Raw genomic sequence first — 14,660 nt, 5'->3', positions numbered from 1 at the left:
ATGTTAGTTGTTCTTCTCATTGTTCTGATACTTCTTCTTCTCGTGCTTGCCGCTCTCATTGGCCTCAGTTGGTATATCTCCAATAGGCTGCTGCGTCGTACACCCACGTCCACAGCGTTGACCATTCCGGTTACAGCGCTCGATGGCCAGACCATCACGCTCCAGAGCACCAAGAATACCAGACGCCAGGGCGTGTTTGGCATCACCGGGGCCGATGGACAGGCCATAGTTGGCCCAATTCTCTCGTCTGAGTCTGAGGCTGTAACCCGCCAACTCGTCCACTCGACCGGTACGCTCCGCCCAGACTCGAAGGTGGCGTGGAATACCACCGTCTACGGTGGATTACTGAAAGACTCGCTGGAGCTGACGATACAAGACGTGCGTATTCCCAGTGCACTCGGTGACCTGCCTGCCTGGTTTGTCACTGGCACACAAGAGACCTGGGCCATTCTGGTGCATGGTGCCAGTGGAACACGGGAGCAAGGGCTCCGCTTCTTTCGGACGCTCACAGATCTTGGCTTTCCCATTCTCGATATCACCTATCGATGTGATGAGGGTGCGCCCGCAAGCGCTGACGGGCTGACACATCTCGGCGATACCGAGTGGCAGGATCTTGAGGCCAGCGTAGTGTATGCCCTGGAGCAGGGTGCGAAGCATATTCTCCTCTATGGGATCTCACTGGGCGGAACCATCGTAGAACTCTTCCTGGATCGTTCCTCGCATGCCCACGCCGTCCAAGCGGTAGTACTCGACTCTCCTGTACTCAATTGGCGCGCAACACTCAACGCGCTGGTCAAGAAGAACCATCTCCCTGGCTTTATTGCCGGCATCACGGAAAAGATTATCTCGATGCGTACCAGCGTCCAGCTCGCGACTTTTGATCATGTCGGCAAGAACCAGATCTCCACCCTCTTATTCCATGGCATCAACGACGCAACTGCGCCCATTGCGATCAGTGATGCCTTTGCTTCAACGCATGCAAATGTGACCTACCATCGTGTTCCTGAAGCCGACCATACTCAGTGCTGGAATGCCAACAGTGAGTTTTATGAAGTAGAGCTACGCAAATTCCTTACCCAGGTAGAGACACTGGTCGGATAGCCTTTCACTCACCAGAAAAAAAAGGGAGAAGAGACGAACAACAATCTCACAAGTCGCCTCTTCTCCCTTTGGTGTATGTATGCGGTCTATGTATGCCGCCTCTTTGCATTGTATTGGTGGGCAAAGTGATCCATGACCAAGCGGTGCGTGAACATGTAGCCGCCTCCTACACGTTGAAGGATCGCATAATCTGACGCTACATTGAGGAATCGCACATAGTCGAAAGGAATTGTATGGTTTCGCCAGAGATACACGCGTAGCACATAATGTTGAATCCACGCGATACCACCCTGTGCAGTAGCAAAAACGACAAAAAACAGAAGCACGAACATGACCGCAAACGCTTTTGCCATGACTGGCCAGGTCCCTAAACCTCCAACCATGCCAAACCCAATGCCACAAGCAATACCGCTGGCAAAAGCGCCGAGTGGCGCAAACACCAAAGCCCCCAGGAGCGCGTTTCGTCCTGAATGGAGAATGCCTTCATTGGGTCTAACGTGCTGATCCTGGGGGATCATATCACTGGACCACCCACTGGTGATCATACCTGTAAGCCAACCAGCTACCCCAATAATGACGCCGCAGATGATACCAAAAACGGCTCCATAGTGTAGCCCATAAGGAATATCGAAGAAGAAGAAGCTGCTCATGCACGCAATAACGATGCTCACGCTCAAACCAGTAACAATCGCCAGCACGAGGCTTCTTGCACTATTTTTCCGCACATCGAGCGCCATATTCGCCCATGACCACGTGACTCGCTCAGCCGGCCGAATCCAGGATGGGCTGGTGTATATGAGTGCGGAAAACAAACTACTTCCGCCTCCAAAACCATAGGCAATGAAGTAAAAGAGAAAAATAACGCCGCTGTAAATCAGCGTTGATTGCTGGCTCACCCCAAGCAACTCCTCCACCACCATGAAACTGACTGCTCCACCAGCGCCCAAAACAAGCCCATCAACCACTTTATCCCAAAAGGAAACGGTATCCTGTGGTTCGTTACGCTTATAGCGTAACCCAGCATCTAAGCCATTCATCAGCCCGCCCGAGATCCCCAGGAAGAATCCAAGCCCCAACCCATAGAGAATTCCATTACCTTGCCAGCCGTGAACGAGATTTACATGCGAGAAAAAGGGAATGGCCAGCGCGCTCACAGCAATTCCGAGCATCAAGCCCGTTCGCAATCCACGGAACAGTCCGTAACGGATCGCAGAAAAAGAGAGATTCGGCAGGGATGGATTCCCCACAAGGATGGTTACCACCCAGACCACGATAATTAAAATAATAATGAGGCTCGCTCCCCCCTGCGTTCCCCCGCCAATGCCTGGGGCCATCCATCCAAGCATTGTATTGCCAGATCCTCCTCCAAATAAGCCAAGCACTCCATTCCCTGATCCCACGACGCCATTTTTCAGCCCCCCTTTTAACCACGCAGTCAGCGCTCCTGTAATCAGGCATTGAATGATCATCACGATCCGAATTACCGCTCGTCGATAGTGATGATAGTGATGATCATCATACAGCAAATCCGGTTGCATCTGTTCGAGGTAAAACTCGACCTGATTATGTTTCTGCATCTGCAGAGCCAGCCAGGACAGCCACTTTTTCATCTGCCCTGAAGGATAACGATGGTCCGCTTCTTTGCGCAAGAGGCGGTCGATATAATTCTCAAAGATTAACGAGCGATCAAGCGTCTGAATTTCTTCTGGCGACATGCCTTGCGTATTGAGTGACAGGATGTTGAGCATCAAAGGGGTAGAGACAATTTCCTGCAACTCTAGATTGGTTTGCAGCGCCCTTCGCATGGCTTCTAAATTGCGCTGGTGGGTGACATCATCGATTTGTTCCGGCGTCAATGGCTGAATTTCTACAGCCATATTCACGATCAGGCGTTCTGGTAAGGCTTGATAGTCTCCGGAACGACAGCAAATGACGATCGGGATCAATCCATGCTCCTGCCGATACACATTAATGGCCGACACGCACGCTGGTCGGGCAGACACGGTCACCTCATCTAACCCATCCAGCAGAGGACATATTTGGTCATTAGCCACCCACCTCTGAGCAAGTTTCACCGGCACTTGATAGGTGACATTGAGCTCCTCGATAAGCCAGTCAGCAAATGGCGCCTTTTTCACCGCCCAAGCTGAAAGGTTAAAGATCACCGGAATAGGGAACGTTTCATCGGCTCGACATTGCCCTAACAGGGTACCTGCCACCTCTAGCAGAAGGGTGGTTTTTCCGGCTCCAGGCTCGCCAAGTATTAATAGTTCGCCGCCAGCCTGTTCATACGCATCATGAATAAGCATGTTCAATGGGGGTTGTCCCCCCACGTGATAAGGCTCTTGATTTTGTGCCAGCCACGGACTCGCCACAGCATCCGGCACAAGCTGTAAATTCAAATGCATCAATGATGCATTGCCAGGGGCCACTTGATCCAAAACCCCCGAGATCCATCGCGACTGCACCCGTTGGATCATGCGCTGCCGATTCTTGTCTCTGGGACGAGCGATTCTCATATCGCCCTCAAGCTGAACAGGTTGCTTGCCCTGCTCTGGAGCTCCTATCTCATCGGTTCCTGGTCCCGGATCGGACGATTGCAATGCATCATTGAGCTCTTCCCAGGGAACTCCTAATAAGTCTGCCAGTTCTTTTTGTTTTCCAATGCCTGGTTCATGTGCCCCCCACTCCCAGCTCCTCACAGTCTGTGCATCCACATTGAGTGCTTCCGCAAGGCTTGCTTGGGTATACCCTTGTTGTTTTCGAACACGGCTAAGCACTTTTTGTTTTTTTGACATACATGCTTCCCTGTTTCATTCTTCTATGAGCATCCTGCTTATAGGGTAAAACTTCGATCTCATCACCAAGCATAATTATAAACAAATTTCCCATTTATAGCTATTTTTCGTAAATCATCGCAATTTCATCGGTAAATCATCGCAACTTCATAGGTTCTTCATCTCCCCATTCTTCCAAAAATCAGGCATAGTTTGCTCCAGAAACCGACTGCACCTGGCGACTCTCAGGGCGGGCCAAACCTGAAGGAGTTGCCAGTCGGCGCAATCATCACAGCAGCAATACAGGAAGAGGTACGAATATGTATGGACTCAGCATCTGAACATGATCCAGCCGCTCCTCCGGCCTCAGAAAAAAAGGAGTACAGACTGTACACCCTCAGCGAGGTTGCCGGCATCCTCCGCGTAGACCGCGCCACCGTCCGGCGATGGGCCAAAGAGGGAGTGCTTAAAGTGGTGGTCCTTCCGCAGACAGGCGGACGAACTGTCTTGAGAGTATCCGAGCCCGTTTTGCAAGTCCTTATGACTGATCAGTATTTACCTGTAGAAACAGTAAAAGATTTATAAGAGTAAGGAGTAGCTATGACACATCAAATTACATCGCAGACGATCTCACATGCCATCGTGCCATCTCTAACACAATCTATCTATGATACCGTGGCCGTATGGTATAGCGACCACATACAGCAACAGCATGCTCTTGGCGAGAGTGTATATCCTGCGCATGAATCCGTTATCCCGGCGATGCTGACCATGCTGCCACCCTTAACCAATTTAGATGTGATGGATATCTGTTGCGGAACGGGCGTTTTTACCCGCGCCTTAATTGCAGTAGGAGCAACACGTGCGACGGGCGTGGACCTGGCTGCTCTCCTGATTGAAAAAGCACAGTCCTATATCTCTCCAGTTACGACTGCGAACAGGAACCTTCACTCTACACTTACCTATGTGGTTGATGATGCCACCTGGCTGCTCTCACAGCCCTCCTCATCGCAGGATGTCATCACGTGCTGCCTGGGCCTCACGGATGTGCCCAACTTAGTGAGGGTGTATCAGGCAACATACCGTGTCCTGCGCCCGGGTGGGGTAGCTATTTCTTCCATCATCCATCCGGCAGCACCCTGTTCAACTGCCGAGGGAGGACTAGACTATCTGCCTGTCGCGTACCATGAGGAAACAGTGTATACCACCAATAATCATAAGAGCGTGCGAGGACGGGTCCCGACCTATCATCGCCCCTTGAGTCAGTATCTTTCTCTGGCTCGCGCCGCCGGTTTGCAGCTAGCAGATTTGGTCGAGACGCGCGCACCAGAGCCATTGCTCCGCCAACAACCACTTTATGGGCATGTGCCCTATGGTTTAGTCCTCAAATTTCAAAAGCCAGGAGCAGCACGATCATGAAGATAATCGCGCTCCTTCGCCGCATGCGCTTGATCCACCGTCAGGCTCCACGGTTCCGCATCTGCGTCTTTGCCGGTGCCCAATCTGGCAACAACATTGCCTATCAAGCATGTGCGCGCGAATTAGGTCGTGAGCTGGCGCGCCATCGCATCGGACTGGTGTATGGAGGCGCAAGAGATGGCATGATGGGCCTTGTGGCCGATAACATCCTCGCCCACGGAGGGGAGGCCATAGGGGTCGTACCAACCGGACTCTGGCTTCCCGAAGAGAATCACGCCCACCTCACTCGCCTCTATCGTGTGGGATCGATGGCGGCACGCAAGACGTTGATGGCCAGGCTCGCTGATGGGTTTGTTGTACTGCCTGGCGGGCAGGGCACACTGGACGAGTTCTTCGAATTCTCTTGCCTGGATGGGCTTTCCTCCGCGATGCAGAAACCCATTGTGATCTTGAATGTGAACAACTTCTTCAGCCCTCTCTTACATTTTCTAAACCATATACACGAAGAGGGGTTTACATCGCGGCCGCTCTCAAAAAACACCACAGTTCAAACGTCGGTCACAGAAGCGCTTGAGCACATAGCAACGCGTGTTCAAGCTGCTGGAGTCCCGAGAGTGGCATAGAGGAGGAGGGAGCTATGCTTGGAATCTTATTCGGGCTTGGTTCGGCTCTGGGTTATGGATGCCTGGATGTTGGATCGGCTATTGCGGCGCGCAAGCTCAATAGCGTCGTGACGCTGCTTGCGACACATCTGCTTTCTCTGTTCCTGTTGCTCTTGTTGGTGGCTGGCGCGATGCGCCTTGGCCACCCTATTCATGGATTTGCGCTTTCCGACCTGATGCCGCTGCTTCCCGAACTTCTGGGTCTCGGCATGGTCATCGGTACTTGTAACATGCTTGGCAACTTTTCGCTGCTACGCGCTTTTGCTCACGGCCCGGTGGCTGTGGTCTCGCCTCTCGTGAGTGCCTATGGATTAGTACCGCTGCTGCTGGCGATGTTCTGGCTACATGAGCCGTTCTCGGTCATCAGTACAGGAGGCCTTATGTTGCTGCTCATGGGGATGGTCTGTGTGGCCATCCCCACCGCTGAGACAGGAGGCCCTTCGACGTCATCATCCGTTGCCCCGGGCTTCCAGATCCAGCGCTCGGGAGGTTCCATTACCCTCACGATACATCCTGCGCTGTTCCTGCGACCCTGGTTGACTGGGCTTGATCAACGGGGTATCTGGTGGGCACTTGTCACCCTGGGGTGTTTCGGGTGCGAAACCTTTGGCATGTCCCGTGTGAGCCACGTTTACGGCCCTGTGTGGCCTCTGCTGGCCTCACGCTTGAGCTCCTGTGTGCTCTTGGCCCTGGTGGGGCTCCTGACCCTGTGCCGCGCCCCAGAAGGCAGACGACATGCATGGGGTGCGCTGCGTTCGCGGCCAAACTGGCGGCTGCTGGGCTTGCTTGGATGCATGAGTATTGCCGATCTGGTGGCTGCCGGTGCCTTTGCCCAGGGGTCACGTTTGGCCCCGACCAGTCTGTTGGCGTCACTCTCGCTGCTCTACCCGGCATTTCCGATGGCCTTTGGGCTGCTCGTCTACAAGGAACGGTTGTCTACACGTCGGTGGGCTGGCATCGCGCTGTTGTTCGTTGGCTTGCTGGGGCTGGCGCTCAGGGCTTAATCGTATTAGGAGGGAATCTTCTTGTATGGATGGATCAGAACGTACCGCTGGCGGCTCGTTGTGTGTTTCTTCGTATCCAGCTCTTTGGATGGTTTGCGTTCTGCTTTTCCGCTGCTTTGTGGGTCGCATGGGGGAAAGGCTTGCTACTTCCCCGACGATTGCGCCCGATGCTTTTACGAACATTTGAGATTTGAGGAGGATGAAACTACATGGGAACGTTCAATCAAGTGAGTCAAATTCGTAGTGGAATAGGTTCTATTGCCTGGGACGACGCCTGGCACCGTATTGAAGTGAATGGACGCGTATTGAATCTTTCTCCAACGCAATATCGTCTGTGTCGAGCCTTTTTGACTGTCGTTCCCCAAAATCCGAACATCACAGGCACATCGACTGATATTTTGATTTTATCCTACCTTTCATTCGATGAGCTTCAGCGAGAAACCGAATTGCCATCACGCCAATTGCTTACGAAGCACCTGAGCCGTTTAAATGCGCGCCTGGCCTGTGTGGATTTTCATATTTGTCCAATGCGCGTCCAACAAATGGGCTTTATCCTGACGGCCTTGTCCCCGTCGGCCCTATCGACCAAATCAGGTAGGAGGAGGTAAGGGGGGATGTTTCAAAACCTCAAGGTAGACAGCAGCAGGGGCACCGTCTTTTCCTCTGTGGGTCTGTTCTTGCTCCTGTTTTTGCTGACGGATTGCGGACCCGGGACTCCAGCGCCAAACCGCCCGCATGGTTCGCAGCCACTTCCTCCATCAGCGTATGTGCTTTCAAGTGCGGGAGATCTCACGGCGTACCAAACCAATGGGGCGATGCTCTGGAGGCAAACGGGGCAGGCAGAAAACGCGACAGAGAGTGATCTCCCTCCGGTTGGGACGCATCTCATAGTGGCAAAGCAGGCGCTGTATGCAGCAACGAACGTGTTATCTGCCTATACACGGTCGGGGCAGGTGATCTGGCATCAGACCCTTTCGGCCGTCGCGCTCAATATGGCGCTTGGTCATCTGCTGTATGTGGCTGAAGAGGGGGGTAGCGTCACCGCCTGGAATCCTACGACAGGACAATTGGTGTGGCAACAAACCGGTTTGTTGCCTGTGGGTGATGTCGTGTTGGCCCAGGATGCGCACCATCTTTTTGTTGGGGGAGGAAATCGCCTGACCGCATTTGACGCGCAGACAGGGACTGTTCGCTGGAGCTATGACGGTGATCCAGGGGAGCATATGCAGCAGATGGATCTGCATGGCAGCTCCCTGTTGCTCTCGACCGATGGTTCGTTGACGGATCTGGATGCGCAGAGTGGTCGCCAGCGCTGGCAGCAAGATACGCAGACACAAGCACGGTATGTTGATGGAAGGACGGGAACGCTGTATACCATCTATATTGATGTGTTCCTGCCTGCTGGCGGGCAGGCAGCGGCCTCATCTGGATTGCGCGCGACTGATCTGCAATCGGGCAACGTGCTTTGGCAGCATCCTTATCCGATTCAGGTGGGAGAGAGCGGCACGATTTCCCCGGCAGGCTTTCTGTGGGCGAGTCAGACGCGGCTCACCAGTTGGACCCTGCAAGGTAGGCAGCGTTGGCAGCAGCCCTACCAGGGGGCGCCTGTTGTCCAGGTACAGGCGTTGGGCACGTCCTCATTCCTTGTATCCACACGTGATGGTGTGTTGACCGATCTGGATGTGCAGGCCGGCCATCAGCGCTGGCAACAAGCAGTGGGGTCTCGCACCAGTGTGACTGACATACGGGTGCACTCCTCTTTGATTTGGGTTATCTCGACTGATGCACTCCATGTGTTGACACCAGCTGGCGACAAGCAGTGGGCACTGGAAACTCTTCCCGCATCAGCAGCGGTTGCGTTGGCATGAGATGGCATGCAGATGGTGACACATTCCTGTAATGAAACGTGATCTTCACCACCTGGAACGCGAACACAGCGCGTATGTTATTCGGGCAGCGCGCTGTGTTCGCGTGGTTGGTGATGTGGGGGAGTATGTGCCTTGGTGAAGCGTACCCCCAGCAACGACTCGACACGGTAGAGGTACGTATTCCCTATCGGCCGTGCAGGCACCAGGCGTGGCTTTTCTCCACGTGTCAGCTGCTTGATGTATCCCGGCTCAATTTCACGCCCGGCCAGCGCCCCCAGAATAAAGGCTGCCTCATCCCTGGAGACCTCTACCCGCTTTTCTTTTGTGGTCAGACACGTTCCTGCCTCGATCTTTGCCCGTATCGCTTTGACCTCATCAGAGATCACTGGCTCTAATGTACGCCCCATACTTGATTCCTTTTCACTATGAGAGAATAGGCCCGACCACAAGTATACACCGGTTGGTGTAATCGCATCAAGCACCAACCGGTGTCAAATTCGTGCTGGAATTGGCTCAACTTATGCGAGGAAGGCTTGTGGTTTTACACCAAATGGTGTAAAATTAATTGTGCATATGACGAAGGAGGTACGTATGTTTTCAGAAAGATATTTTACTGAGAAAGATGCAAAAGTGGTACGGTCGCTTTTATCGTTTTTCTTCTCTTTTGTATCTCACGTTCAGTATATCGGAGTTTATGGGGAATTAGGCATGCCGGGCACGCTGGCGTATTCTGTCATATTCCAGCACAACGGCACCGCGCATCGTATCTCTCGCTTTGCTGCCTTGCAAACCTGGTTGACCCACGAGCTTGACCAGGAGCAAGCACAGCAGATCATCGATCTGCTATTGAGTACAACCGCTACAGAGGCCGGGGAGCCGTAATCACACGGCTCCCTCTATCATTGGCGTCTAACCACGTTTGAGCCTAGAAGGAGTATAGCATATGAGCACCAATTACAGTTATAGCAGCTACGAGCAGGACCGCATCCGCCAGGCAGAGGAGCGCAAGAACGCCCCGCCGCAGTGCCCTCACTGCGGCGCAGCGATCAATCAGGATCTGTCCGCCTATGGCAGCAAAGTGCGCTACCATTGCGGCAGCCAGGCCTGCCGGAAAGCGGTGAGCCGCGCCAATATCGCAGAGCGCAAGCGCCAAGAGCGGCACGCCGCCCGCGCCCGCATCTTGACCTATTGCGAGCAGCAACTCGACAGCGAGAGCAAGCGCGCCGTCATGGAGATGACGGACTTGCTCATGAATTACGACCAGGAGCACGGCCACGACCTTGCGCAGTCCATTGTGCAGGTGATCGAGGCCAAGCGCTGTAAGCACGACCGCATTGCTGTGCTCATCGAGAGTGCCAGCGCCGCCAAGCGCCAGGCACGAGAAGCTGTATTTTATAACCAGGAGCTTGAAGCTCTGTATACACACCGGATCAAGGAGCTCGAAAGCGAGTTGAGCATGTACCAACTCTTGCAAAAGGCCATTGACGATATTGCTGCTCAGCAGCTTGGGCAGCAGCGAGAAGAGCCAGAGGAGGACGAGGACCAGGCACGCGTCCTGGCGACCCTGGCCCAGGCCGGACTACGCCCCTATATCGGCCAGCAGGAGGATGAGGACGACCCGGAGGAGTGACCGGGAGCTGGCTGTCACGGCAGCGCCGCGAGCTGGGACCTGTGACTCCCGACCTGCCGTCACAATGCCGGCAGCGATCCACTGGCCCACGGATCTACTATCGTGACGCGAGATCTCGCGTCACGATGCTTTGGCTAGGCGCGCAACGGGACACGGCAGCCGCGTCACAATAAGGAGGAAGACCACAATGTAGGAGAACCAGGAGCCAGTCGCAGGCTGGACACGGCACAGGAGTGTGTCAAGGACTTGATACGATGTTATGTGCTCGACGGCTAGACAATCGCCTCAGGTATTCCCTCTTTGATTCAGTGGTGCATCGGCGTGCCAGATACATGAAAATGGCCCTACTTCTTGCATCGTTATAAAATCAGATATAAGGATCTTCTAAGTATAAGTATTCTCATAGATTATTATACTACTGAAACATTTTGAATAGGAAAGAACCGCGATTTACGTGTTACAGCAATAAGCCATTACACAGTTTTTCCACTTTTATCAGATTTATAAAGAAGAAGATCGATATACTGTTTTCCTTATCAAGGAGATGGCGTGATGCGATCGATGCTTTTACCATTAGGAGCTCTGTTCCTCTTTCTCCTCTTCGCTCTGGTTCGCCTGTCCGTTCCGGCGCTTGCCTTCGTTTGCTTCTTGGGCGGAACATTACTGGTGCTTCTGTGGCTCTCGCTGCTATGTGCATCGGCGCCAAGGCGCGCGGCAAAGTCACGTGTGGCCGTACGGGCCGTTCCATCCCCCGAGGTTGTGCGTCCCCGATTGTCGATCCCTACCACGGCCCAAATGGCACACGCGAAGTTGAGCGATGTCGAGTTTGAGCTTTTTGCAGCGGCTGTCATTATCGGTGGCGAGCGTTTGGGGCATACGTTTGTCAGACATTGTGGAAAAACTGGGGACAAGGGAACGGATGTGGTGTTGAGGGATCGCTATACACGGCCGGTGTGTGTCCAAGCCAAGCGGTATCGGCTGGGCAGTGCAGTCAAATCCAGCCAAGTGCGCGAATTTAGTTCATCTATTCGCACGTATCGAGCACACAGTGGGTATATTGTGACTACCTCGACGTTGACGCGCGATGGCATTAACCATGTGGCCGATGAGAACGCTCGTGCTCCACGAGGGGAAGGCAAGGAGATGCATGTAATCGACCATCAGCGGCTGAACGAGTTGTTGCGATCGTATCCTGTAGAAATCGAGCGTGCGTGGCAATATATATTGGCTCAGCAGGTTGAAAAGAGCAGCTAGCAAAACCTGCTTCTTGTCGCGAGCTAATAGGGGTTTGCCCACAGTTGGAACAGAAAGTTGGAATAGCAAAATAGGTTCGCGAGAGCCTCTCTTTTTTTGAGCTCGAGAGGGTACTAAAATTAGCATCCTTTTTGCTCAGGGGATACTAAAATTAGTACCATAAAGAATATATATTAAAGAAACTGTAAGAATAATATTATAGTCGTCGCTGTCGCGACACTACCGGACCCCCCGTTTTAGGAGTTATGAGGATGAGCGTATATGACCAGGCCATACAGAGCTTGCAGCAATCTCGATTAAAGCCAGATCTGATTACAGCAGCCGTTCAGATCGTGCCTACCATTCCCTTAACCCTGACAGGGCAGCCATACTGCAGAGCATGTGAAAGCGTGCTCTGTGGCGCCTGTGGTGACTGCCACAGCCTCGATGTACAGGTGTCTGATCCACCATGCCCCAACGATAACGACACGATGGGCGCCAATTGCGCCGCTTGGTGGCAAGCGCATCATGCCGTCTGGTGTATCTTATACAAGCAGAATAGAGAACAGAGAGGCCAGTAATGAGCAACCAGAACCTAGACCACATATTCGGTAAGAGCGGCCGCGGCGATTATGCGCATGGCGCCACTATCACCTTTCGAGAAGGTGGCAAAGAATTTACAGGTGAAGTGATCCACATTACAGCGCCGTCTAAGACGGTGAGCGGCCGCCAGCTGCCAACCACCTATGAAGTGGACTGCAATGATGGTTTCCCTCATATTGTGACTGCTGGGCAGATTGTAGAGCAAAAATAGGAGCAACATTATGGATGGATACGTAGAGGCTACATGTGATCACTGTCAGCAAAAATATAACAAGATGGATTATGCTGCTGATATCAGGAACGGTAAAATTGTATCGTATGATCCTCATTGCTTTTTCTGCTTCTCTTGTGAGACATGGAAGAATGGACATGAGATAGCAGGATATGCAGCCGGAAACGGTCGCTATTGCAATGACTGCGAGAGAATAGACCATCTTAGCACGAAATTGAGTTAGCAGGCATATGTCAGAGCTTGCACCTCTGGCATGCAATACAGACTAGGCGTCTTACTCCACCGGGGTAAGGCGCTTTTTAATTCGTGGTATAATACCGTAACGTTACGATAAATCACTAAGGGGTAAGCATCCATGAACTGCCTATACTGTGGGGCGATCATCGAAGGAAAGCGCAAGAGTCGCAAGTTTTGCAATGATGCCCACAAACAAGCATACTGGAGAAAGCAGCACCAGGGCGAACAGTCACAGGAGCTTCTCTCTGAACTGGAGGAGTTGAGAGAAAAGGTACACGACCAGGCACAAACGATTGAAGCATTAGAGCAAGAGACAATGCGCTTGCACAATCGTCTCGACCTGGAAAGGCGATTTCACGGCGATCATAGCACATATAGCTTTCTGGCATGGCTCAAAAAGCAAAGCCCATCAGCACTCAGAGACAAATTACTTGCCTCCTCATTCCTCCCAGCACGAGCAAGCCGGGCAAAGTATGAAGCCCATTTACGCTACACATTGCAATGTTCCCCTGAAGAGATGGACGAGTTTGCCCATCTCTGGAAACTAATGTTGTTATCGTAACGTTACGCTATACGAGCGCCACTTTCTATTCCAACTTTCTGTTCCAGCTGTGGGCAAACCCCAGGTTGGGAAAGAGCCAGAGGAGGATGTGCCCAGATGTCTGTATTGCGGTGCAAAGCTCGACAACGCTCCCGCAGGCCGAACGCGCCAATTTTGCGATAATAAGGGTAAGTGTAAGCAGGCGCACCACCGTCAGCAGAAGCGAGAGGCCGAACGCGCCGCCCTTTTGCAGGAGCATAAAGACCTCTGTGACGATTGGCAAACGCAGCTGGCCACAGTCACAATTGCTAGCCGTGTTTGTTGCTTGGGACATACTAGGCCTCTGAGGTGCAGTGGAACGAAAATGCACGTTTAGGAGGAAGTGCCTTAGCAGAAGTCGAATTTCAGTGTTGTAGAGGGCCTATAATAATGGCGGATTTCTGCGAGACAAAATGGCATAAAAAGGCATTATCAGCACAGTCGCTGACATTTTATTCTGACAATTGACAATTTTACCAAAATATTTCCGCTTAGCTATTGACAATGTAGCTCTCCCACTGTATACTCATCACTAAAGAAAAAGGCGCGTTGATACAACGAGGAGTACCATATGGCGGATGGTGATATTGTGCATCCTACACTCCCCTTAGGATACCAGCACATCTATAAGGGGATATGTGAAGAAGTAATAGATGAGGAAAGCTTAGCCCGACAAGTTCTCCGTCGCCTGATAAAAGATAAAGATAAATACGGCGATGCGCCTCTTGAGTTCATTCAACGGGCAGCTCTTCTTTTCGAACAGCTCGCAGCCAATCTGAGGGACAGCCTCTCGGTCGATTGGTCTCTTGCACGGCAAGATATGAACGAACTCGGCAGAGTATTCAGCGGATCTCAACGAGGCCTTCAACTCGCTCTCAGGGCTTGTGAACAGCAACTCGACCTCCTTGAGAGACACCACCATCAAGGAATACTTCCAGACGATTTTGCCCAGGACATCACACAGCAATATCTCCTCAACATTTATGATGAACGATTCGTCCGGCGCGTACCACAAACACGAGAGCATTATCAGGGGGTCCATCCTCAGTTTGTCCAGGAGCGAATCACAACTATGCGCCCATTTGTCATCTCAGGGATCGCAAACTTAGCTCACCAAATTGTTGAGAACAAAGCTCTTCGCCTTCTCCCCCGGCAGGTCAAATTACAAAAGATTGATCTAGATAAAGATCTAGATCGTGATCTCTTAGATTTACTATAGAGGACAACAATGGATCAGCAAAACTACATCTACTCCTTTGAGGATCTCAGCCATCGGTCACCGAGTTTGGTACACATCAAAAGCCCGTACAAGGA

17 protein-coding genes are annotated in these 14,660 nt (G+C 52.4%); 14 read left to right on the top strand and 3 right to left on the bottom strand.

Going from position 1 to position 14,660, the window contains the following annotated elements; genetic code table 11:
- Complete coding sequence (locus JMI88_RS30145; protein ID WP_201365768.1) at positions 1-1,101, top strand: alpha/beta hydrolase; 1,101 nt, start codon at positions 1-3, stop codon at positions 1,099-1,101.
- An 86-nt stretch (positions 1,102-1,187) separates the two neighbouring features.
- On the opposite strand, the gene JMI88_RS30140 is transcribed toward JMI88_RS30145, so the two are convergent.
- On the bottom strand, positions 1,188-3,899 hold the full coding sequence (locus JMI88_RS30140) for a helix-turn-helix domain-containing protein (RefSeq protein ID WP_201365767.1): 2,712 nt from the start codon (positions 3,897-3,899) through the stop codon (positions 1,188-1,190).
- A 303-nt stretch (positions 3,900-4,202) separates the two neighbouring features.
- Here JMI88_RS30140 and JMI88_RS30135 point away from each other — a divergent pair, with 303 nt between their 5' ends.
- The 6 genes from JMI88_RS30135 (at position 4,203) to JMI88_RS30110 (ending at position 8,831) form a co-directional block, all read left to right on the top strand.
- The gene (locus JMI88_RS30135) at positions 4,203-4,463 is read left to right on the top strand and encodes a helix-turn-helix domain-containing protein (protein ID WP_201365766.1); all 261 of its coding nucleotides are present in this window, start codon (positions 4,203-4,205) and stop codon (positions 4,461-4,463) included.
- Positions 4,464-4,478: 15 nt separating this feature from the next.
- On the top strand, positions 4,479-5,297 hold the full coding sequence (locus JMI88_RS30130; protein WP_201365765.1) for a class I SAM-dependent DNA methyltransferase: 819 nt from the start codon (positions 4,479-4,481) through the stop codon (positions 5,295-5,297).
- Positions 5,294-5,920 (top strand): LOG family protein, encoded by a 627-nt coding sequence (locus tag JMI88_RS30125; RefSeq protein ID WP_201365764.1) that lies wholly within the window; start codon positions 5,294-5,296, stop codon positions 5,918-5,920. The genes JMI88_RS30130 and JMI88_RS30125 overlap by 4 nt, the downstream gene beginning before the upstream one ends.
- Positions 5,921-5,934: 14 nt before the next feature.
- The gene (locus JMI88_RS30120) at positions 5,935-6,963 is read left to right on the top strand and encodes an EamA family transporter (RefSeq protein ID WP_201365763.1); all 1,029 of its coding nucleotides are present in this window, start codon (positions 5,935-5,937) and stop codon (positions 6,961-6,963) included.
- A gap of 209 nt (positions 6,964-7,172) precedes the next feature.
- Positions 7,173-7,571, top strand: a complete 399-nt coding sequence (locus JMI88_RS30115) for a hypothetical protein (protein WP_201365762.1) — start codon at positions 7,173-7,175, stop codon at positions 7,569-7,571.
- Between the two features lie 6 nt (positions 7,572-7,577).
- Positions 7,578-8,831: a PQQ-binding-like beta-propeller repeat protein gene (locus JMI88_RS30110; RefSeq protein WP_201365761.1), complete on the top strand. Its 1,254-nt coding sequence runs from the start codon at positions 7,578-7,580 to the stop codon at positions 8,829-8,831.
- 77 nt (positions 8,832-8,908) lie between these two features.
- Here the strand turns inward: JMI88_RS30110 and JMI88_RS30105 are convergent, their stop codons facing one another.
- The gene (locus JMI88_RS30105) at positions 8,909-9,238 is read right to left on the bottom strand and encodes a hypothetical protein (protein WP_201365760.1); all 330 of its coding nucleotides are present in this window, start codon (positions 9,236-9,238) and stop codon (positions 8,909-8,911) included.
- A 184-nt stretch (positions 9,239-9,422) separates the two neighbouring features.
- On the opposite strand from JMI88_RS30105, the gene JMI88_RS30100 reads away from it, so the two are divergent.
- The 6 genes from JMI88_RS30100 (at position 9,423) to JMI88_RS30075 (ending at position 13,328) form a co-directional block, all read left to right on the top strand.
- The gene (locus JMI88_RS30100) at positions 9,423-9,713 is read left to right on the top strand and encodes a hypothetical protein (RefSeq protein WP_201365759.1); all 291 of its coding nucleotides are present in this window, start codon (positions 9,423-9,425) and stop codon (positions 9,711-9,713) included.
- 61 nt (positions 9,714-9,774) lie between these two features.
- Positions 9,775-10,461, top strand: a complete 687-nt coding sequence (locus JMI88_RS30095; RefSeq protein ID WP_201365758.1) for a hypothetical protein — start codon at positions 9,775-9,777, stop codon at positions 10,459-10,461.
- Between the two features lie 552 nt (positions 10,462-11,013).
- Entirely contained in the window at positions 11,014-11,715 is a 702-nt protein-coding gene (locus JMI88_RS30090) for a restriction endonuclease (protein ID WP_201365757.1), read from the top strand.
- Positions 11,716-11,966: 251 nt separating this feature from the next.
- Positions 11,967-12,275, top strand: coding sequence for a hypothetical protein (locus JMI88_RS30085; RefSeq protein ID WP_201365756.1), 309 nt, complete (start codon positions 11,967-11,969; stop codon positions 12,273-12,275).
- The gene (locus JMI88_RS30080) at positions 12,275-12,508 is read left to right on the top strand and encodes a hypothetical protein (protein ID WP_201365755.1); all 234 of its coding nucleotides are present in this window, start codon (positions 12,275-12,277) and stop codon (positions 12,506-12,508) included. The genes JMI88_RS30085 and JMI88_RS30080 overlap by 1 nt, the downstream gene beginning before the upstream one ends.
- A 376-nt stretch (positions 12,509-12,884) precedes the next feature.
- On the top strand, positions 12,885-13,328 hold the full coding sequence (locus tag JMI88_RS30075; protein WP_201365754.1) for a hypothetical protein: 444 nt from the start codon (positions 12,885-12,887) through the stop codon (positions 13,326-13,328).
- Positions 13,329-13,353: 25 nt separating this feature from the next.
- Here JMI88_RS30075 and JMI88_RS30070 read toward each other — a convergent pair whose 3' ends face one another.
- A complete protein-coding gene (locus JMI88_RS30070; RefSeq protein ID WP_201365753.1) occupies positions 13,354-13,641 on the bottom strand; it encodes a hypothetical protein in 288 nt (95 codons plus the stop codon).
- Positions 13,642-13,917: 276 nt separating this feature from the next.
- Here JMI88_RS30070 and JMI88_RS30065 point away from each other — a divergent pair, with 276 nt between their 5' ends.
- Entirely contained in the window at positions 13,918-14,565 is a 648-nt protein-coding gene (locus tag JMI88_RS30065; protein ID WP_201365752.1) for a hypothetical protein, read from the top strand.
- Positions 14,566-14,660: the final 95 nt, after the last annotated feature.

The organism is Dictyobacter formicarum, from assembly GCF_016587435.1.
Note: the sequence above shows the minus strand (reverse complement) of the source record. Positions and strands in the feature narration are given on the sequence as shown.